Below are 19353 nucleotides of genomic sequence, written 5' to 3'. Positions count from 1 at the left end.
CGTCAGCCCCGGCCGAGCAGGATCCGGAGGTCCGCGACCATGGTGATCGAGCCGGTCACGAGCACGCCCGCGCCGTACTGCTCCTCACCCTCGGCCAGCGCCACCGCGAGGTCGAGCGCGTCGTCGAGCCGCTCGACCGCGTGCACGCGATCCTCCCCGAACACCTCGTTGGCGATGTCCTCGAGGTCGGCCACCTCGAACGAGCGCGGCGACGACGAGCGCGTGACGACGACCTCGGCGAGCAGCGGCTCGAGGCCGGCGAGCACCGACTCGGCGTCCTTGTCCTGCAGGACCCCGACGACGCCGACCAGGCGCGTGAACTCGAACGCCTCCTCGACGCCCGACACGAGCGCCTCGATCCCCGCCGGGTTGTGTGCGGCGTCGACGATGATGGTCGGGCTGGAGCGCAGCACCTCGAGCCGGCCGGGCGAGTCGACGTCGGCGAACGCCGCCCCGACCACGTCGCCGTCGAGGGCCGCCCCACCGGTGAGCAGCGCCTCGGTCGCCACGAGCGCGAGCAGCGCGTTGTGTGCCTGGTGCGCGCCGTACAGCGGCAGGAACACCTCGGTGTAGATGCCGCCGAGCCCGCGCAGCGAGATGAGCTGGCCACCGACCGCGACCGTGCGCTCGGTGACGTCGATGTCGACGCCCTCCCGCACCACGCGCGCACCCCGGGCCGCCGCGGCCGCGAGCAGCACCCCCTCGACGTCCTCGGTCTGCCGCGCCAGGACGACCGATGCGCCGTCCTTGATGATCCCGGCCTTCTCCCCCGCGATCGAGATCAGGTCGTGCCCGAGCCAGCGTTCATGGTCGAGCGAGATCGGCGCGACGACCGCGACCTCACCGTCGACGACGTTGGTCGCGTCCCACCCGCCGCCCATGCCGACCTCGATGATCGCCACGTCGATGGGCGCGTCGGCGAACGCCGCGAACGCCATCACGGTGAGCACCTCGAAGAAGCTCATCCGCGGACCGCCCTCGGCCGCGGACCGGGTGTCGACCATGTGCACGTACGGCGCGACGTCCTGCCAGATGTCGACGAACCGCTCGGCACTGATCGGCTCCCCGTCGATCGCGATGCGCTCGCGCGGGCTGGTCAGGTGCGGGCTCGTGAACCGTCCGGTCCGCAGGCCGTGCTCGCGCACCAGGCGGTCGATCATCCGTGCGGTCGACGTCTTGCCGTTGGTGCCGGTGACGTGCACCGTGCGAAACGCCTTCTGCGGGTCGCCCAGCAGGTCGCACACCGCGCGCACGCGGTCGAGCGTGGGCTCGAAGTCGTGCTCGGGGTTGCGGGACAAGATGGCCTGGTAGACCTCCTTGGCGGCCTCGTCGGCGGCGCGCTCGGCGTCCCGGCGGGACCGGTCGGCGCGGGTCATTTCTGGCCTTCCGTCCGGGAGTCGAGGGGTTCGACGGCGACCTCGAGCTCGGCGCCCGCGACCGCGGCAAAGCTGAGCTCGGTGGCGAGCGTCTCGCGTGCGATCAGGTCGCGGTGCTCCTCGACCGCGGCCAGCTCGGCAGCCGGCACCCCGAGGGTGAGCCGGATCCGATCGGTGACGTGCAGCCCGGCCGCCTTGCGGGCGTCCTGGACGGCCCGCACGACGTCGCGGGCGAAGCCCTCCGCGCGCAGCGCGTCGTCGAGCGCGATCTCGAGCACGACGAATCCGGTGCCGGGCAGGACCGCCGCGACCAGCTCGTCGCCGTCGCTGCCGGCGACGACGGTGCGCAGCTCGTACTCGCCCTCGAGCAGCGGCACGGCGCCGGCGGACGTCGTGACCTCCACGGTTCCGTCGGCGAGCCGCTGCCACGCACCCGACTTCGCGGCCCGGATGACGTCCTGGACGCCCCGGCCCAGCCGCGGCCCGGCCGCTCGGGCGTTGACGTTGAGCTGGGACGAGACCCCGTACTCGCTCGAGGTCGCCTCCGCGACGTCGACCAGCACGACGCTGCGGACGTTGAGCTCCGCCTCGATCAGCGCGATGAACTGACGCAGGCGCTCCGGGTGCGGCGCGGCGACCCGCAGCGCACGCAGCGGCTGGCGCACCCGCAGGCCGTTGGCCTTGCGCAGCCCGAGGCCCACCGAGCAGATCTCGCGGACGCGGTCCATGGTGTCGATCAGCTCGGCGTCGGTCAGCGCGGCGTCGGTCAGTCCGGCGCCGGTCTGCGCGGCCCCCTCGGTGACGGGCACGTCGTCGGGCGTCGGCCAGTCGGTCAGGTGCACGCTGCGGCCGCCGGTCAGGCCGCGCCAGACCTCCTCGCTCAGCAGCGGGGCGAGCGGTGCCATCACGCGGGTGAGGATCTCGAGCGCGGTCCACAGCGTGTTGAACGCCGCCGGGTCCTCGTCCCAGAACCGCTGGCGCGAGGTGCGCACGTACCAGTTGGTCACCATGTCGAGGTGCACACGCACGCTCTCGCACGCACCCGGCACGTCGTACTCGTCGAGCTGGGTGGTCACGGTGTCCACCAGGTCCCGGGTGCGCGCGAGCAGGTACCGGTCCATCGTGGCCAGCCCGGCGACGTCGTCGGCCGTGATGGCGCGCGCGGTGAGGCCCTCGCCGCCGTTCGCGGCGCCGGCGTAGAGCGCGAAGAAGTACCAGGTGCTCCACAGCGGCAGCATGACCTGGCGGACGTTCTCGCGGATGCCCTCCTCGGTGACCACGAGGTTGCCGCCGCGCAGGATCGGCGACGCCATCAGGAACCAGCGCATCGCGTCCGAGCCGTCGCGGTCGAAGACCTCGTTGACGTCCGGGTAGTTGCGCAGGGACTTGCTCATCTTGCGGCCGTCGGAACCGAGCACGATGCCGTGCGAGACCGCGGTGCGGAACGCGGGCCGGTCGAAGATCGCCGTGGCGAGCACGTGCAGCAGGTAGAACCAGCCGCGGGTCTGGCCGATGTACTCGGTGATGAAGTCGCCCGGGTAGTGGTGCTCGAACCACTCGGTGTTCTCGAACGGGTAGTGCACCTGGGCGAACGGCATCGAGCCGGAGTCGAACCAGACGTCGAGCACGTCGGGGATGCGACGCATCGTCGAGGCACCCGTCGGGTCGTCCGGGTTCGGGCGCGTGAGCTCGTCGATGTACGGGCGGTGCAGGTCGGTGACCTCGACCCCGAAGTCGCGCCGGAGCTCGGCGAGCGAGCCGTAGGCGTCGGTCCGCGGGTAGGCCGGGTCGTCGCTGACCCAGATCGGGATCGGCGTGCCCCAGTACCGGTTGCGCGAGATCGACCAGTCGCGCGCGCCGGCGAGCCACTTGCCGAACTGGCCGTTCTGGATGTGGTCGGGCACCCAGGTGATGTCCTGGTTGAGGTCGACCATCCGGTCGCGGAACTCGGTGACGCGCACGAACCAGCTCGAGACCGCCTTGTAGATCAGCGGGTTCCGGCAGCGCCAGCAGTGCGGGTAGGAGTGCTCGTAGGTCTCGTGCCGGACGACGACGACGCGCCGCTCGGCCGGCGTGGCGGCCAGCGGCCCGGTGCCCGCCTTGAGGTCGGCGATGATCGGCTTGTTGGCCTCGAACACCTGCAGGCCGGCGTAGTCGGGCGCCTCGGACGTGAAGCGGCCCTTCGAGTCGATGGGCACGACCGGCGCGATCCCGGCCGCGTCGCACACCACCATGTCGTCCTCACCGAAGCCGGGAGCCAGGTGGACGAGACCCGTGCCGTCCTCGGTCGTGACGTAGTCGGCGACGAGCACGTGGTGCGCCTTCGGACGCACGACCGGGTCGACGAAGAACGGGAACGGGGGCGTGTAGGCCCGGCCCGCGAGGTCGGTGCCGCGCAGCCGCTCCAGCACGACGGCGTCCTCGCCGAGCTCGGGCGCGTACGCCTCGAGGCGCGCTGCGCCGAGCAGGACGCGATCCCCCGCGAGCGCGCTGCTCGCGCCGGGGGCGACGACGACGTACTCGATCTCGGGGCCGACGGCGACGGCAAGGTTGGCCGGGAGGGTCCAGGGGGTCGTGGTCCACACCAGCGCGAGCTCACCGGTCTCGAGGCGCACGCCGACGGTCAGCGCGGGGTCCTGGCGGGACTGGTAGACGTCGTCGTCCATCCGCAGCTCGTGGTTGGACAGCGGCGTCTCGTCGCGCCAGCAGTACGGCAGCACGCGGTAGCCCTCGTAGGCGAGGCCCTTGTCGTAGAGCTGCTTGAAGCCCCAGATGACCGATTCCATGTAGCTCAGGTCGAGCGTCTTGTAGTCGTTGTCGAAGTCGACCCAGCGCGCCTGGCGCGTGACGTAGACCTCCCACTCGTCGGTGTACTTGAGCACCGAGCTGCGGCAGACCTCGTTGAACGCGGCGATGCCCATCTCGTCGATCTGAGACTTGTCGGTGATCCCCAGGATGCGCTCGGCCTCGAGCTCGGCCGGCAGCCCGTGGGTGTCCCACCCGAAGCGGCGCTCGACCCGGTGCCCTCGCTGCGTCTGGTAGCGCCCGACGAGGTCCTTGGCGTACCCGGTCAGCAGGTGGCCGTAGTGCGGGGTGCCGTTGGCGAACGGCGGGCCGTCGTAGAAGACGAACTCGTTCGCACCGTTCTCGCCGGCCGGGCGCTGGTCGATCGACGCCTGGAAGGTGTGGTCCGCGGCCCAGTAGGCCAGGACGTCCCGCTCGAGCGCGGGCAGGTCCGGCGAGGGTGACACGGCTGCGGTCGCGACGCGGGGACCGTCGGACGGATCGCTCGGACGGTGCATCGGGTAGGCCATGGCTGCGAAGGCTCCTGGGTCGGTGGCGTCGAGAATGCTTGCCACGAGGACGACACCCGGCTCCTGAGCCACGTGCCGCGGTACCACCCCGCTTGCCGCCGCAACCTCCGACGACCACTTGAGCCGGCTATGACGGGCCACCCGTCCGGTTCTACCGGGGACCGTGCACGGGTCCCGTTCTTCCGGAGGCTCACCGGTGATGGCCGGGTCGACGCCTGTGCGACGAGTCTACTGCGCCCCGGTCACCGCCTGCCCCGGCGGCCAAGATGCACGTCTCGCCCGGCGGTGGAACCTTGGTTACAGCTCGCGAGGAACGCAGGTCGCGCCGGGCGTGATCACCCCAGGGCGGCGACCGGAGTCAACTCCACATCCGTCAAACGAAGGGCGAAGCCATGTCTCGCACCCTGCGCAACACGCGCCGCTCCCCCGCCGTCCTCCTCGTCGCAATCCTGTGCGCCCTCGGTCTCGCGACCTCGGCGCAGGCTGCATCCCAGACCGTGCTCAGCCTCCGCCTCGACGAGACCTCGGGCCGGACCGCCTACGACAGCAGCGGACTGAAGAACCACGGCACGTTCGGCTCCGGCGTGACGGTCGGCCAGAAGGGGTCCTCGTACCTGTTCACGACCGGCCACATCACGGTGAAGACCGCGAGCAGCCTCAACCCCGGGACCAAGCCCTTCTCGTTCAGCCTGGACGTCGCCTGGGACACCCGGGTCCCGACCTCCGCCGCGCGGGACGTCGACCTGATGCGCAAGGGCCTCGCGTCCACCTCGGGCGGCTCGTACAAGATGGAGCTCAAACCCCAGCCGACGTGCTTCTTCAAGGGCGCCGGGGCCACGGAGAAATACGTGGCGAGCTCCCGGAACGTGCTCGACGGAGCCTTTCACTCGATCACCTGCCGACGGTCTGGCAGCACCCTGTCCATCACCGTGGACGGGGCGACCACGAGCCGTTCGATCGCGATCGGGACAATCGGCAATTCCAGCCCGCTGACGATCGGTTCGAAGCCCGACGGTGGCGACCAGACCAGGGGCTACCTCCGGAACGTGCGGGTCGCCGTCGGCTGACGCAAATCTGTCGACGCCGCCGGGGCTGACGGATTCCCGCTACGTTACGGGTGTTTGCTTTCCTGCTACCGACACCCCTGGGGGATTCATGACCAGCATGCCGACCTATCCGACCGGTTCGGGGCCGACCGCGAACGAGATGGGCCAGCCTCGGCTCGCACCGCCCGCCGACGTGCTCATGTCCGTCAAGCTCTGGTTCGCGAGCATCGCCGTCGCTCTGGTGGGCGGCATCGCGTCCTACCTGATGACCGACCAGACCGCCGCCGTCAAGGAGATGGCGGACGCCGACACGAGCGGCCTCACCGAGGCGCAGATCCAGACCGCCGTCAATGTCGGCCTCGTCGTCGCCCTGGTGTTCTCGCTGGTCCTCATCGGGCTCCAGCTCCTGTTCGTGTTCAAGATGAAGGCCGGCCGCAACTGGGCCCGGATCGTGCTCACCGTCCTGGCCGGCCTGTCCGCCCTCATGACCCTGATCTCGTTGACGCAGGGCTTCTCCATCGGTACGGCCACCAACCTCATCTCGCTGGTGGCCACCGTCGGCGCTGTCGTCTTCATGTTCCGCCCCGCAGCGAAGCCGTACTTCAGCGCGCCGCGAAGCTGACTCCACCTCGGCCCGCTCGGGCGACGAGCTGCGCCCGGTGCGCCTGCGATTCGCAGGGCACCGGGCGCAGTTCGTACGGGGTCAGACCGCCAGGGCCTGTTCGAGCGGCTCCGCAGCGAGGGGCCGGTTGGCCTCGACCACCTTCTGGTAGGCGGGCAGGTCGCGGTAGATCTCGTCCGTGAGCGGGTTGCGGCGACCCTTGACGATCTTGACCACCTGGTAGATCACGACGGCGATGTTCGCGGCCAGGGCGATAGCGCTGACGACGAAGAGGGCCTGGGGATCGTTCGAGGACTTCACCGCAAACATGGACTCGCCGACAAAGGCCGGGAACGCCATCGTGAACATCATCCAGAACGCGAGCGTCTGGGCCCGGTGCTGCAGCCACGCGCCGCGTTTGATGAAGAATGCCGGAATCGTGCACGACACGAGCAGCGCCGCACCCGCGTAGAACGCGTGGTCGCCCACGCAGTTGTAGACGTACGCGAAGTTCCACAGGTCATAGGCGATGATCCAGAACCAGAGCATGTCCGGCCAGATCATGTCCTTCTGCTTGCCCCGGCTGATGAAGATCCCCATCCAGCCGCAGATGGTGAGGAGGTTCAGCAGGCCGGCCACCCCGTTCATGATGTTCCACGGGCCGCCGACCATCATGACGCCGTCGATCCGGCCGTCGAGTCCGTAGACCTGGAAGTCGCGGATGACCGCCTCGAAGATGTTCAGGGCCAGGATCGCGGCCGGGAACATCAGGGCGAACTTGTTCTTGATCAGGCCCGGGATGAACCGCAGCGCCATGAAGCCGAGACACCCCGCCAGCGCGGAGTACACCTTGACCCAGTGGAACCACGTCCCGGTGCTGGACCCCTCGCCGGCGGTTGTGGGCCACACGAAGATCGTCAGCACGACGGGCAGCACCAGGAAGAGCGAGAGTCCGACCCACTTGTTGGCTCGCGCGGCCTCGTTGGCGAGCATCAGCGCCGCGACCACCGCGATCCACATGAGTACCGAGGACCACGGGATCGATTCGAACAGGAACACAGCGTCAGTCTCCTTCGACGTGGGCGGGTGGGGAAAAGTCGAGGTCGCGCTCGCCGGCCCGCGGGCTCGGCCCGAGGTGCAGGGTCTGCCGCACGATGGCGATCAGGATGCGGTCGTCGAGGTCGGGCTTGGACCGGGTCAGACCGATGAGTCCGTAGACCAGCACGGAGAACGTCTCGTGGACGTGCGCGATCTCCATCTGGTGTAGCCGGGCGTAGGCCTCGACCGTGGTCGTGCTGAAGCAGTCGACGATGGCGACGACCGCCCGATCGACGAACTGGTTGTACAGCCCCGCGTTCTCGGCCCGGTGCAGATCCGCGCGCAGCGGACCGGCATCGCGCTGGTGGTGCCGGAAGATCGCGATGCAGTCCGTGAGCGCGCGCTCGATGTTGCCGACCTCGCGCGCCGCGTCCCAGACCCGGATGCTCTCGACGAACTCCGCGATATCGGCCTCGAGCACGGCCTGGACCAGGACGTCCTTGTCGACGAAGTAGTGGTAGACGAGCCCGCGCGTGACCCCCACGCGTTCGGCGACGTCGGTGATGGAGGTCTTGGCGATCCCGTGCTCGGAGAACAGCTCGCGGGCGGCGGCGCGGATCTCCTCCCGGCGCTCGACGGGCGCCTTGATCGACCGAGCACGCTGTCGAGCAGGCTCACCGGTCCGTGTCATTGCCAGCCTTCGTCGATTCCGAGCGCACCAGGACGTCGTTCAGTGCGTCGACGATCACGCTACCCACTTCCGTTGACACACTGTCAACGGAAGTGGGTGGCGACGGCGAAGTCGACCCGTTCGGCTCAGTCGATACGGCTCAGTCGATACGGCTCAGTCGTTGCGGGGGAAGCCCAGGTTGATCCCGCCGTGGCTCGGGTCGAGCCAGCGGGAGGTCACGACCTTGCCGCGGGTGAAGAAGTGCACACCCTCCAGACCGTGCGCGTGCGAGTCCCCGAACAGTGACGCCTTCCAGCCCCCGAACGAGTAGTACGCCATGGGCACGGGGATCGGCACGTTGATCCCGACCATGCCGACCTGCACCTCGTTCTGGAACCGCCGCGCGGCCCCGCCGTCGTTCGTGAAGATCGCGGTGCCGTTGCCGTAGCGGTTCGCGTTGATCAGGGCAAGGCCCTCGTCGTAGGTCTCGACCCGCACGACCGACAGCACCGGTCCGAAGATCTCCTCGGTGTACACGCTCATCCCCGGCGTCACCCGGTCGAACAGCGTCGGGCCGAGCCAGAAGCCGTCCGGGGCGCCGTCCGCCTCGATCCCGCGGCCATCGACGACGAGCTCGGCACCTTCGGCCTCGCCCGCGGCCACGAACCCGGCCACCTTGTCGCGGTGCGCGCGCGTGACGAGCGGGCCCATGTCGGCCCCGACCCCGTCGCGAAGCAGGGCGCCGTCGCCGGTGCGGAGCCCGGCGATCCGCGCGGTGATCCTCGCGATCAGCGCGTCGGCGACCGGCTCGACCACGACCAGTGCCGAGATCGCCATGCAGCGCTCCCCCGCCGAACCGAAGCCGGCGTTGACCGCGGCGTCCGCGGCGAGGTCGAGGTCGGCGTCGGGCAGCACGAGCATGTGGTTCTTCGCGCCGCCCAGGGCCTGCACGCGCTTGCCGTGCGCGGTCCCGGTCTCATAGACGTACTTCGCGATCGGAGTGGAGCCCACGAACGAGATCGAGGCCACGTCGGGGTGCTCGAGCAGGGCGTCGACGGCGGGCTTGGCGCCGTGGACGACGTTGAAGACGCCGTCGGGCAGGCCGGCCTCGCGCCACAGCTCCCCCAGCCAGACGGAGGCCGACGGGTCCTTCTCGCTGGGCTTGAGCACGACCGTGTTGCCCGCCGCGATCGCCAGCGGCACGAACCACAGCGGCACCATGACCGGGAAGTTGAACGGGCTGATCACCCCGACGACACCGAGCGGCTGCCGGATCGAGTACACGTCCACCCGGGTCGAGGCGTTCTCCGTGTACCCGCCCTTGAGCAGGTGCGGGATGCCGCACGCGAACTCGACGATCTCGAGCCCTCGGCTGACCTCACCCAGCGCGTCGGCGAGCACCTTGCCGTGCTCGGCCGTGAGGATCGCCGCGACCTCCTCCTTGCGCGCGTTGAGCAGCTCGCGGAACGCGAACAGCACCTGCGCCCGGCGGCCCAGGGCGGTGTCGCGCCACCCGGGGAACGCGGCGCTCGCCGCTGCCACCGCGGCGTCGACCTCGACGGTTCCCCCGAGCGGGACGGCCCCCGTGACCAGCCCCGTGGCGGGATTGGTCACCGGCGCGGTCGGCGCACCGGTGGCGGCGGGCACGGCCCGGCCGCCGATCCAGTGCGGGATGTCCACGACGACGGGCGCGGTCGGCGGGGTGGTGGCGTCGATCGGGTGGCTCATGGAAGCTGCCTTTCTCAAAGGGCTCAAGGGGGACGAGGGCGACTACGCCCGGGCCACCAGCGTGTTGGAGGCCTGGGCGCGCGGGCGGATCACGAGCTGGTCGATGTTCACGTGGTGCGGCCGGGTGAGCGTCCACGCGATGGCGTCGGCGACGTCGTCGGCGGTGAGCGGGGCGTCCACCCCGGCGTAGACGGCGTCGGCCCGGGCCGCGTCGCCGCCGAAGCGGTTCAGCGAGAACTCCTCGGTGCGGACCATCCCCGGCGCGATCTCGATCACCCGCACCGGCTGGCCCACGAGCTCGAGCCGCAGCGTCGTGGCGATCTGGCGTTCGGCGTGCTTGGCCGCGACGTACCCGCCGCCGCCGGGGTAGGTGTCGAGCGCGGCTGTCGACGTGAGCACGACGACGTCCCCGCGGCCCGTCGCGCGCAGGGCCGGGAGCAGCGCCTGGGTGACCCGCAGCGTGCCCAGCACGTTGACCTCGAACATCGCGCGCCAGTCGTCGACCGAACCCGTCTCGACGCTCGCGCCGCCGAGGGCGCCGCCGGCGACGTTCACCAGCGCGTGCACCGGGCCGCCCGCCACCACGACGGCGGCGAGGCGCGCGACGTCGTCGTCCACGGTGACGTCGGCCACCACGGCGACCGCCCCGGTCTGGGCTGCGAGCTCGGCGAGCCGATCGGCACGGCGCGCGACGGCGACCACGTCCCATCCCCGCGCGCGCAGCTGGCGCACGGTGGCGGCGCCGATGCCCGACGACGCCCCCGTCACGACGGCCCGCAGCGTCCCGGTGTCCATCGCCGTCACAGCGACGCCTCGACGACGGTGAGCGCCTCGTCGTAGATGGCGAGCGCCCGCGCGACCTCGTCGTCGGTCACCACGCACGGCGGGACCACGTGGATCCGGTTCTCCGCGAGGAACGGGAGCAGGTGGCGGGCCATCAGCTCACCCTTGAGCCGGCCCATGACGGCGGCCGGCACCGGCTCCCGGGTGCCGCGGTCGACGACCAGCTCGAGGGCCCAGAAGACACCCAGCCCACGCACCTCGCCGATCAACGGGTGTCGGTCCGCGAGCGCGGCTAGACCCGGCGCCAGGACCTCGGTGCCGATGCGCGCCGCGTTGGCCACGATGCCCTCGGACTCCATCGCCCCGAGCGCCGCCACGATCGACGCCATGGCGAGCGGGTGACCGGAGTACGTGAGCCCGCCGGGGAACACCCGGTGGTCGAAGGTGGCCGCGATCTCGTCGGACAGCACGACGCCACCGACCGGCACGTACCCGGAGTTGACCCCCTTCGCGAAGGTGATCAGGTCGGGGCGTACGTCGAAGTGGTCGAACGCGAACCACGCGCCGGTGCGGCCGAACCCGGCCATCACCTCATCGAGGATGAGCATGATGCCGTAGCGGTCCGCGAGCGCGCGCACGCCCGGCAGGTAGCCCGGCGGCGGGACCAGGACGCCGGCGGTGCCGACGACCGTCTCGAGCAGGATCGCCGCGACCGACTCGGGGCCCTCGGACTGGAGGATCCGTTCGAGGTGGCGCAGGGCACGCTCGGTCTCCTGCTCCGGGCTGGTCGCCCAGAACTCCGAGCGGTACAGGTACGGGCCGAAGAAGTGCACGTGACCGCGCGCGTACTCGTTGGGCACGCGGCGCCAGTCACCGGTCGCGACGATGGCCGACCCGGTGTTGCCGTGGTACGAGCGGTAGGTCGACAGGATCTTGTCCCGGCCGGTGTGCAGACGGGCCAGCCGGATGGCGTTCTCGTTGGCGTCCGCGCCGCCGTTGGTGAAGAAGACCTTGTTCATCCCGGCCGGGGCGTGGGCCACGATCGCCTGGGCTGCGCGGCCGCGGGCGAGGTTGCCGTTGGCCGGCGCGACGGTCGCGAGCAGCGCCGCCTGCTCCTGGATCGCGGCGACCACTGTCGGGTGCCCGTGACCGATGTTGACGTTGACCAGCTGGCTGGCGAAGTCGAGGAAGGTCTGGCCGTCGAAGTCCCAGACCTCGCTCCCGAGCCCGCCGGCGATCACGAAGGGATCGAGGCCCGCCTGGGCCGACCAGGAGTGGAACACGTGCGTGCGGTCCAGCTGGCGGGTGAGCTCACCGTCGGCGTGGGTGTCAGGAGTCATGGTCGTCACCCTTCCAGAACCTCTCGTGAAGTAGGAGTCTTTCGTGCAGCGTGCAGCGAGTCGCCGCGGGTGGGTGCCGCGGCACGATTGCAGCGGCACCCACCCCCTCGAGCGAGGGGCGGTCGGTCAGTTGCCGCCCGCCTCGAGGGTCACGTCGATCGGCTCGAAGCCCTCGCCGGTGACGTCCACGCCCTCGGCGAGGAGCTCGTCGAGGGCCTGGGTGACGTACTCGTTGGTGTACGCGTCGTCGGACGGAGCCGCCGAGATCACGCTGGCACCCTGGTCGTTCTTGGTGTTCATCGCCACGTCGACCGTCTGCGCCCACGCGGCCTCGTCGATCATGCCGATGCCCGCGACCGACGGCCAGATCAGCTTGTTGACCTCGTTGGTCTGCCACAGCTGGTGGCTGTTGCCGAGCTGCGCTCCGGCCGCGACGACGGCGTCCCGCGCGGCCTCGGCGTTGTCGCGCGCGTAGATCCACCCCTTGAGGCTGGCCTTGATGAACTTGACCGTGGTCGCCTCGTAGTCGGCGTCCGAGGCCAGCTTGTCGGTGTTCGCCCAGATGGCGTCCTGGAGCATCGCGGTGCCCTCGTCGTTCCAGTCGATGACGTTGAAGTCCTCCGCGGTGTACAGCTCGCCGGTGGCGGGGTTCTCGGCCTCGAGCACCTGGGCGTACTCGTTGTAGGTCATGGCCTGCGCGGCGTCGATCTCGCCGGAGAGCAGCGCGTTCATGTCGAACTGCTGCTGCACGAGCGTGACGTCGGCCGCCGGGTCGAGCCCGGCCGCGGTGATGCCGGCGAAGAGCTCGAACTCGTTGCCGTAGCCCCAGTTGCCGACCTTCTTGCCCTGGAGGTCCGCCGCCGTGGTGATGCCGGCCTCCTTGAGCGAGACCTGGAGCGTGCCCGACCGGGCGAAGATCTGGGCGACGTCGGTGATCCCGGCCCCCTGCTCGCGCGAGGCGAGCGCCTTGGGCACCCAGGCGATGGCGAAGTCGACCGAGCCGTCGGCGAGCACGGTCTGCGGGACGATGTCGACGCCGCCCTCGACGATCTCGACGGCCAGCCCCTCCTCCTCGTAGTAGCCCTGGTCGAGGGCCGCGTAGTAGCCCGCGAACTGCGCCTGGGTGAACCACTGCAGCTGCAGGGTGACGGGGGTGAGCTCGTCCGCCGCCGCCGAGCCGCCCGAGGCCGCCGGTTCGGCGGCGTCGCTCCCGCTGCACCCGGTGAGCGCGAGCGCCGCGGTGACCGCGACGGCTGCCATGCACCCGCTGGTACGCCTGGTGAGTCTCATCGTGTTCCTCTTCTCGTTGCCAGTGCTTCGCTGCTCGCAGGTGCGGGCGGCGGACGACTCACCTGGCAGCACTGGCAGGCGAAGGGGGTTGGGGGCGGCGACTCCGTCAGCCGCCGTGTCCGATGGGCGGCGACTCCGTCAGCCGCCGGTCCGACGAGCGGCCGCGCGTTCCAGCGCGAGGGTCGCGAGGTAGAACACCAGCCCGAGCGCGATGGCCCCCAGCACGAACGCCCAGGCGCGTGCGTACGCGCTGTTGGCCGCCGCCGAGGTGATGCGTGAGCCGAGCCCGTTCTGCAGCCCGCCGAAGTACTCCGCCACCACCGCGGAGATCACGGCCGTCGAGGACGCGATGCGCAGGCCCGTGAACAGGTACGGCAGCGCACCGGGGATCGTGACCAGCCGGCTCAGCTGCCGCGGGCTCGCCGCGTAGGCGCGCATGAGGTCCCGGTGGACCGGTTGGACCTGGCGCAGCCCCCGCAGGGTCGTGACGAAGACCGGCGCGAACACCACGATCGCGACGATCAACCGGCGCGGGGTGGTCGACGTCGTGCCGAACATGGTGTTCAGCACGGGCGCGAGCGCGACGATCGGCATGACCGACACCGCGGCCGCCGTCGGCGACATGAGCTCGTCCACGACGCCGCTGCGGGCTGCCGCCACGGCGGCCACGATCGCGACCGCGGTGCCGAGGACGATCCCGACGAGCACGTTCGCACCCGTCGCGAGAGCCGAGGTCCAGACCAGCGGCGCGACCAGGGCGAGCTGCGTGCCGATCGCCGTCGGGCTGGGCAGCAGGTACGGCTTGATCTCCGCACCGACGACCAGCGCCTGCCAGGCGAGCAGGAAGGCCAGGCCGAGCACGAGCGGCGGCGCCCACTGGCGCAGAGCCACGGTGACGGCCCTCATCGCACGTCCACTCCGCGGGCGGCGCGGACGTGCCCGTCCCCGTGCAGCGCCTCGCGCACCCGGGTGACGGCGGCGAAGAACGTCGCGTCCTCCCGGAGGTCCTCGTCGCGCCCGGCGGCGTCCCGGGTCAGCGTGATCGGGACGACCTCGGCGATCCGACCCGGCCGCGGCGACATCACCACCACCCGGTCCGCCAGGAAGACGGCCTCCGGGATCGAGTGGGTGACGAACACGACCGCGGCCCGGCTCTCGGCGCAGATCCGCACCAGCTCGGTCTGCATGCGCTCCCGGGTCATCTCGTCGAGCGCGCCGAACGGCTCGTCCATGAGCAGCAGGCTCGGCTGCTCCGCGAGCGAGCGTGCGATCGCGACGCGCTGCTGCATGCCGCCCGACAGCTGGTGCGGGAAGTGCCCGGCGAACTCCGTCAGCCCGACCAGCTCGAGGAGCTCGGTCGAGCGCACCGTGCGGCCGGACCGGCCGACGCCGTGCAGCTCCAGCGGCAGCTCGATGTTGGCCCGCACCGACCGCCAGGGCAGGAGCCCGGCCTGCTGGAACGCGATGCCGTAGTCCTGGGCCTCCCGCGCTGCGCGGGGCGACCTGCCGAAGACCGTGAGCTCGCCGGAGGTGGGGGTGTCGAGGTCGGCGATCAGTCGCAGCAGCGTCGACTTGCCGCAGCCCGAGGGCCCGATGAGCGCGACGAACTCCCCGGCGCCGATGGTCAGGTGGACGTCCTCGAGCGCGGTGACCGCGCCGGCCCGGGTGGTGAACACCTTCCCGACGCCGGTCGCCTCGACCGCGTGCGCGGCCAGGGCGAACGCCGCGGGCGGGAGGCCGGTGGTGGAGACGGGCGTGCTCATGACACCTCCGAGTGACGGTAGCGACCTAGGCCGAGCGAGAGCAGGGACACGAGCCCGGCCGCGACCAGGCCGAGCAGCGCGGCGCCGACGATCGCCGCCCAGGGCTTGGCGGGGTCGCCGCTCGCCGCCTGGGCGTAGGCGATGATCAGCCGCCCGATCCCGCCCTTGGTCCCGGTCGACACCTCCGCCACGATCGCCCCGACGACGGCCGTGGCCGCAGCGAGCCGCAGGGCCGGGATCACGTAGGGCACGCTCGCGGGCAGCCGCAGCGACCGGAACGTCCGCCAGGGGCTCGCCGCCTGGGCGCGGAACAGCTCGACGTGGGCCTGCTCCGGCGACTGGAGCCCGCGCAGCGCGCCGACGGCGACCGGGAAGAACGCCAGGTAGGACGCGATCAGCGCCACGGACATCCAGCGCTCCCAGACGAGGTCCCCGACCTGGATCTTGCCGCCCCACCCGACCACCAGCGGCGCGAGGGCGATGAGCGGCACGGTCTGGCTCAGCACGACCCACGGGAAGACCGCCGACTCGGCGAGGCGGAAGCGTTGCATCCCGATGGCCAGGCCGAAGCCCGCCACGACCCCGGCGAGCCAGCCCGCCAGGGCGACCCGGAGCGTGAACCAGCAGGCCTGCAGCATCGCGACGGCAACGCTCGGAGCGCCCGTGGCCGAGCTCTCCGGGGCGAGCATCCGGGCCACCACGTCCCACACGTGCGGCATCGAGCGCGCCTCCGCGCGCGGCAGCAGGCTCGCGCCGAACAGGTGCCCGCCGGCGTCGGGCCCGAGAAGCGTGTACAGCTCCCAGATCGCGGCGGCGGCGAGGCCGGCAAGCACCCCGACCGCCAACCGGCGCAGCGGGCGCACCCACCCGCGGCGCACCCGCTCAGGGGCAGGCGTCACCAAGAGGCCACTGTGGTCTCGGCCAGTGCCGGGATGACCCACTCGCCGTACTGGCGCAGGGTCTCTTCCTTGTTGTCGTGCTGGAGGTAGCCGGCGAACTGGTGCACCCCCAGGTCGCGCAGGGCCTCGAGCTTGGCGACGTGCTCCTTCGGGCTGCCGAGCAGGCAGAACCGCTCGACGATCTCGTCCGGGACGAACGAGGCGTGCGCGTTGCCCGCCTTGCCGTGCTGGTTGTAGTCGTACCCCTCGCGCCCGGCGATGTAGTCGGTGAGGGCTTTGGGTACCGCCGATCCGGCGCCGTACTTCGCGACGATGTCCGCGACGTGGTTGCCGACCATGCCGCCGAACCACCGGCACTGCTCGCGCATGTGCGCCCGCGCCGCCGGGGAGTCGCCGTCGCCGACGTACATGGGTGCCGCGACGCAGAACTTGACGGCCGCCGGGTCGCGGCCGGCTTTCTCGGCGGCGTCCCGGACCACCTTGATGGTCCACTCGGCGATGTCCGGGTCGGCGAGCTGCAGGATGAACCCGTCGCCCACCTCGCCGGCGAGCTTGAGCGCGAGCGGGCCGTACGCCGCGACCCACACCTCGAGCGCGGAGCCCTTGCTCCAGGGGAAGTGCAGGGTGCGGTCGTTCAGCTCGACCGGGCGGTCGTTGGCGAGCTCGCGGATCACGTGGATCGCGTCGCGCAGCGTGGCGAGGTTGGCCGGGCGGCCGTTGAGCGTGCGCACCGCGGAGTCACCGCGACCGATGCCGCACACGGTCCGGTTGCCGTACATCTCGTTCAGGGTCGCGAACAGCGAGGCGATCACGGTCCAGTCCCGGGTCGCGGGGTTGGTGACCATCGGACCGACCATGACCTTGCGGGTGGCCGCGAGGATCGCCGAGTAGATCACGAACGGCTCCTGCCACAGCAGGTGCGAGTCGAACGTCCACACGTAGTCGAACCCGTGCGTCTCGGCCTGGCGCGCGAGCTCGATCGTGCGGGACGCGGGTGGGTTGGTCTGGAGAACGACGCCGAATTCCATGCGGGGCTCCTCGCTGAGTCAGATCACGGCTCGGTCAGATCACGGCTACGTCAGATCGCGACTACGTCAGATCAGGTACTGCGACAGCTCGCGCCGGATGTAGCGCCCGTGCCCGGCCCGGCCGTGGAACTGGCCCCCGTCGACCACGACCTCCCCGCGGGACAGCACCGTGTCGACGTGGCCGTCGATCTCGTAGCCCTCCCACGCCGAGTAGTCCATGTTCATGTGATGGGTCTTGCCCAGCCCGATCGAGGTGTGGCCGGCGGGGTCGTAGACGACGACGTCGGCATCGGCCCCGGGCGCGAGCACGCCCTTGCGGCCGTACATCCCGAACATCCGCGCCGGGGTGGTCGAACAGATCTCGACCCACCGCTCGAGGCTGATCTGACCGGACACGACCCCCTGGTACAGCAGGTCCATCCGGTGCTCGACGGAGCCGATGCCGTTGGGGATCTTGGAGAAGTCCCCGAGCCCGAGCTGCTTCTGCGTCATGCAGAACGGGCAGTGGTCGGTGGAGACCAGCTGCAGGTCGTTGGTCCGCAGCGCGCGCCACATGTGGTCCTGGTGCCCCTCTGCCCGCGAGCGCAGCGGCGTCGAGCACACCCACTTGGCGCCCTCGAACCCCGGGGCGCCGAGCTGCTCCTCGAGCGAGAGGTACAGGTACTGGGGGCACGTCTCACCGAACACGTTCTGCCCGGTGTCACGTGCCTGGGCGATCTGCTCGGCGGCCTGCTTGGCCGAGACGTGCACCACGTACAGCGGCGCGCCGGTCAGGTTCGCCAGCATGATCGCGCGATGGGTGGCCTCCGCCTCGGCCTGCCACGGGCGGGTGAGCCCGTGGTAGATCGGGTCGGTCTCGCCGCGGGCGAGCGACTGCTGCACGAGCAGGTCGATCACGCTGCCGTTCTCTGCGTGCATCATGATCATCGAGCCGTTGGAGGCCGCCTTCTGCATGGCCCGGACGATCTGGCCGTCGTCGGACAGGAAGACGCCCTTGTAGGCCATGAACAGCTTGAAGCTCGTCACCCCCTCGGCCACGAGCTCGTCCATCGCGTGCAGCGAGGAGTCCTGGACGTCGGACAGGATCTGGTGGAACCCGTAGTCGATCGCGCAGTTCCCGGCCGCCTTGTCGTGCCAGCGGGCGTACTGCTCGAGCGGGTTCTCCCCGGCGTACTGGACCACGAAGTCGACGATCGACGTCGTCCCGCCCCAGGCGGCCGCCCGCGTGCCCGTCTCGAAGGTGTCCGAGGCCGAGGTGCCGCCGAACGGCATCTCCATGTGCGTGTGCGCGTCGATGCCGCCGGGGATGACGTACTTGCCGCGCGCGTCGATGACGCGGTCGACGTGGCTCGCGAGGTCGACGCCGAGCGCCGTCGACCCCGGGGCGACCAGGGCGGCGATCGTCTCGCCGTCGATGAGCACGTCGGCGGCGCTGCGCCCGGTCGAGCTGACGACCGTGCCGCCCGTGATGAGTGTCTTCATGGCGCCACGATCGGGCCGTACGCCTCGGGGCGGCGGTCGCGGAAGAACTGCCAGCGCTCGCGCACCTCGCGGATCTGGTCGAGGTCGATCTCCCGGATCAGCAGCTCCGGCTCGGTGGCCGAGCCCTTCTCGCCGACGAAGTTGCCGTCGGGCCCCACCACGTAGGAGCTGCCGTAGAAGTTGGCCGCCTGGTCGCCGTACTCGTTGTCCTCGAGCCCGACCCGGTTGGTCGCCACCACGAAGTAGCCGTTCGCGACGGCGGCGGCCGGCTGCTCGAGCTCCCAGAGCCGGTTGGAGAGGCCGGGGGCGGTGGCGTTGGGGTTGAACACGATCTCGGCGCCGTTGAGCGCGAGCACCCGCCACCCCTCCGGGAAGTGCCGGTCGTAGCAGATGTTGATCCCGACCTTGCCGACGGCGGTGTCGAACACCGGATAGCCGAGGTTGCCCGGGCGGAAGTAGAACTTCTCCCAGAACTTCGGCAGGTGCGGGATGTGGTGCTTGCGGTACTTGCCGAGGTACGAGCCGTCGGCGTCGATCACGGCGACGGTGTTGTAGAGCACCCCCGGCTGGTCCTCCTCGTAGACCGGCAGGATGATGACGATCCCGAGCTCCTTGGCCAGGGCCGCGAACCGCGCGGTGGTCGGTCCGGGGACCGGCTCGGCGTAGGCGTAGTACTGCGGATCCTGGGTGATCCCGAAGTACGGGCCGTAGAACAGCTCCTGGAAGCAGATCACCTGCGCCCCGGCGTCCGCGGCCGACCGGGCGAAGCCCTCGTGCAGCACGGTCATCGACTCCCGGTCACCGGTCCAGGTGGCCTGGGTGAGCGCGACGCGAACGACGGTCATGGGATCCTCCGGAGCTGGTCGGATGGGGTGGTGCGGAGCGTCCTCGGTGAGAATGTGACTCTGGGTGTTGAACATTTCTGTGGTGTTACCTCTGGTGCGGCGCCCGTGTCGGCGAGGTAAACATCTGCGCCGACGCGCCGTTGCGCCGGT

At 70.7% G+C, this 19353-nt stretch carries 16 protein-coding genes; 2 read left to right on the top strand and 14 right to left on the bottom strand.

All coding sequences use genetic code 11. The features are described from left to right. Nucleotides 1-2 precede the first annotated feature (2 nt). Entirely contained in the window at nucleotides 3-1376 is a 1374-nt protein-coding gene (locus EUA98_RS06695; RefSeq protein WP_130101896.1) for a bifunctional folylpolyglutamate synthase/dihydrofolate synthase, read from the bottom strand. Continuing rightward, a complete protein-coding gene (gene ileS / locus EUA98_RS06690) occupies nucleotides 1373-4690 on the bottom strand; it encodes an isoleucine--tRNA ligase (RefSeq protein ID WP_130101953.1) in 3318 nt (1105 codons plus the stop codon). Before ileS ends, EUA98_RS06695 begins: the two co-directional genes overlap by 4 nt. A gap of 392 nt (nucleotides 4691-5082) precedes the next feature. On the opposite strand from ileS, the gene EUA98_RS06685 reads away from it, so the two are divergent. Together EUA98_RS06685 and EUA98_RS06680 are read left to right on the top strand one after the other, a co-directional pair. Next, nucleotides 5083-5757, top strand: a complete 675-nt coding sequence (locus EUA98_RS06685) for a LamG-like jellyroll fold domain-containing protein (RefSeq protein ID WP_130101895.1) — start codon at nucleotides 5083-5085, stop codon at nucleotides 5755-5757. Nucleotides 5758-5845: 88 nt separating this feature from the next. Further along, complete coding sequence (locus EUA98_RS06680; RefSeq protein ID WP_130101894.1) at nucleotides 5846-6358, top strand: hypothetical protein; 513 nt, start codon at nucleotides 5846-5848, stop codon at nucleotides 6356-6358. Nucleotides 6359-6439: 81 nt separating this feature from the next. Here the strand turns inward: EUA98_RS06680 and EUA98_RS06675 are convergent, their stop codons facing one another. The 12 genes from EUA98_RS06675 to EUA98_RS06620 all read right to left on the bottom strand — a co-directional run bounded on the left by EUA98_RS06675 (nucleotide 6440) and on the right by EUA98_RS06620 (nucleotide 19203). Continuing rightward, complete coding sequence (locus EUA98_RS06675) at nucleotides 6440-7396, bottom strand: DUF5692 family protein (protein WP_130101893.1); 957 nt, start codon at nucleotides 7394-7396, stop codon at nucleotides 6440-6442. A 4-nt stretch (nucleotides 7397-7400) separates the two neighbouring features. After that, a complete protein-coding gene (locus EUA98_RS06670; protein ID WP_130101892.1) occupies nucleotides 7401-8066 on the bottom strand; it encodes a TetR/AcrR family transcriptional regulator in 666 nt (221 codons plus the stop codon). 153 nt (nucleotides 8067-8219) lie between these two features. Continuing rightward, nucleotides 8220-9773 carry a CoA-acylating methylmalonate-semialdehyde dehydrogenase gene (locus EUA98_RS06665; protein ID WP_130101891.1) on the bottom strand — a complete coding sequence of 518 codons (1554 nt, stop codon included), beginning with the start codon at nucleotides 9771-9773 and terminating at the stop codon, nucleotides 8220-8222. A gap of 42 nt (nucleotides 9774-9815) precedes the next feature. Further along, nucleotides 9816-10568 carry an SDR family NAD(P)-dependent oxidoreductase gene (locus tag EUA98_RS06660; RefSeq protein WP_130101952.1) on the bottom strand — a complete coding sequence of 251 codons (753 nt, stop codon included), beginning with the start codon at nucleotides 10566-10568 and terminating at the stop codon, nucleotides 9816-9818. 5 nt (nucleotides 10569-10573) lie between these two features. Further along, complete coding sequence (locus EUA98_RS06655; RefSeq protein ID WP_130101890.1) at nucleotides 10574-11896, bottom strand: aspartate aminotransferase family protein; 1323 nt, start codon at nucleotides 11894-11896, stop codon at nucleotides 10574-10576. A 126-nt stretch (nucleotides 11897-12022) separates the two neighbouring features. Further along, nucleotides 12023-13186, bottom strand: a complete 1164-nt coding sequence (locus EUA98_RS06650) for an ABC transporter substrate-binding protein (RefSeq protein WP_130101889.1) — start codon at nucleotides 13184-13186, stop codon at nucleotides 12023-12025. Between the two features lie 138 nt (nucleotides 13187-13324). Continuing rightward, nucleotides 13325-14092: an ABC transporter permease gene (locus EUA98_RS06645; RefSeq protein ID WP_130101888.1), complete on the bottom strand. Its 768-nt coding sequence runs from the start codon at nucleotides 14090-14092 to the stop codon at nucleotides 13325-13327. Continuing rightward, nucleotides 14089-14949, bottom strand: coding sequence for an ABC transporter ATP-binding protein (locus EUA98_RS06640; protein ID WP_130101887.1), 861 nt, complete (start codon nucleotides 14947-14949; stop codon nucleotides 14089-14091). Before EUA98_RS06640 ends, EUA98_RS06645 begins: the two co-directional genes overlap by 4 nt. Beyond that, nucleotides 14946-15848 carry an ABC transporter permease gene (locus tag EUA98_RS06635; RefSeq protein ID WP_165372741.1) on the bottom strand — a complete coding sequence of 301 codons (903 nt, stop codon included), beginning with the start codon at nucleotides 15846-15848 and terminating at the stop codon, nucleotides 14946-14948. The genes EUA98_RS06640 and EUA98_RS06635 overlap by 4 nt, the downstream gene beginning before the upstream one ends. Further along, the gene (locus EUA98_RS06630; RefSeq protein WP_130101886.1) at nucleotides 15845-16876 is read right to left on the bottom strand and encodes a TIGR03842 family LLM class F420-dependent oxidoreductase; all 1032 of its coding nucleotides are present in this window, start codon (nucleotides 16874-16876) and stop codon (nucleotides 15845-15847) included. The genes EUA98_RS06635 and EUA98_RS06630 overlap by 4 nt, the downstream gene beginning before the upstream one ends. A 66-nt stretch (nucleotides 16877-16942) precedes the next feature. Next, on the bottom strand, nucleotides 16943-18358 hold the full coding sequence (gene hydA, locus EUA98_RS06625; protein WP_130101885.1) for a dihydropyrimidinase: 1416 nt from the start codon (nucleotides 18356-18358) through the stop codon (nucleotides 16943-16945). Further along, nucleotides 18355-19203 carry a nitrilase-related carbon-nitrogen hydrolase gene (locus tag EUA98_RS06620; RefSeq protein WP_130101884.1) on the bottom strand — a complete coding sequence of 283 codons (849 nt, stop codon included), beginning with the start codon at nucleotides 19201-19203 and terminating at the stop codon, nucleotides 18355-18357. Before EUA98_RS06620 ends, hydA begins: the two co-directional genes overlap by 4 nt. Between the last annotated feature and the right edge of the window lie 150 nt (nucleotides 19204-19353).

The organism is Pengzhenrongella frigida, assembly GCF_004168625.1.
Classification (GTDB): domain Bacteria; phylum Actinomycetota; class Actinomycetes; order Actinomycetales; family Cellulomonadaceae; genus Pengzhenrongella; species Pengzhenrongella frigida.
This window is presented reverse-complemented; position numbering and strand designations above follow the sequence as displayed.

What these genes read in the sequence shown, in the direction of transcription:
- EUA98_RS06695 (WP_130101896.1), bottom strand. Translation starts at nt 1,376, where the DNA reads ATGACCCGCGCCGACCGGTCCCGCCGGGACGCCGAGCGCGCCGCCGAC.
- ileS (WP_130101953.1), bottom strand. Translation starts at nt 4,690, where the DNA reads ATGGCCTACCCGATGCACCGTCCGAGCGATCCGTCCGACGGTCCCCGC.
- EUA98_RS06685 (WP_130101895.1), top strand. Translation starts at nt 5,083, where the DNA reads ATGTCTCGCACCCTGCGCAACACGCGCCGCTCCCCCGCCGTCCTCCTC.
- EUA98_RS06680 (WP_130101894.1), top strand. Translation starts at nt 5,846, where the DNA reads ATGACCAGCATGCCGACCTATCCGACCGGTTCGGGGCCGACCGCGAAC.
- EUA98_RS06670 (WP_130101892.1), bottom strand. Translation starts at nt 8,066, where the DNA reads ATGACACGGACCGGTGAGCCTGCTCGACAGCGTGCTCGGTCGATCAAG.
- EUA98_RS06665 (WP_130101891.1), bottom strand. Translation starts at nt 9,773, where the DNA reads ATGAGCCACCCGATCGACGCCACCACCCCGCCGACCGCGCCCGTCGTC.
- EUA98_RS06660 (WP_130101952.1), bottom strand. Translation starts at nt 10,568, where the DNA reads ATGGACACCGGGACGCTGCGGGCCGTCGTGACGGGGGCGTCGTCGGGC.
- EUA98_RS06655 (WP_130101890.1), bottom strand. Translation starts at nt 11,896, where the DNA reads ATGACTCCTGACACCCACGCCGACGGTGAGCTCACCCGCCAGCTGGAC.
- EUA98_RS06650 (WP_130101889.1), bottom strand. Translation starts at nt 13,186, where the DNA reads ATGAGACTCACCAGGCGTACCAGCGGGTGCATGGCAGCCGTCGCGGTC.
- EUA98_RS06645 (WP_130101888.1), bottom strand. Translation starts at nt 14,092, where the DNA reads ATGAGGGCCGTCACCGTGGCTCTGCGCCAGTGGGCGCCGCCGCTCGTG.
- EUA98_RS06640 (WP_130101887.1), bottom strand. Translation starts at nt 14,949, where the DNA reads ATGAGCACGCCCGTCTCCACCACCGGCCTCCCGCCCGCGGCGTTCGCC.
- EUA98_RS06630 (WP_130101886.1), bottom strand. Translation starts at nt 16,876, where the DNA reads ATGGAATTCGGCGTCGTTCTCCAGACCAACCCACCCGCGTCCCGCACG.
- hydA (WP_130101885.1), bottom strand. Translation starts at nt 18,358, where the DNA reads ATGAAGACACTCATCACGGGCGGCACGGTCGTCAGCTCGACCGGGCGC.
- EUA98_RS06620 (WP_130101884.1), bottom strand. Translation starts at nt 19,203, where the DNA reads ATGACCGTCGTTCGCGTCGCGCTCACCCAGGCCACCTGGACCGGTGAC.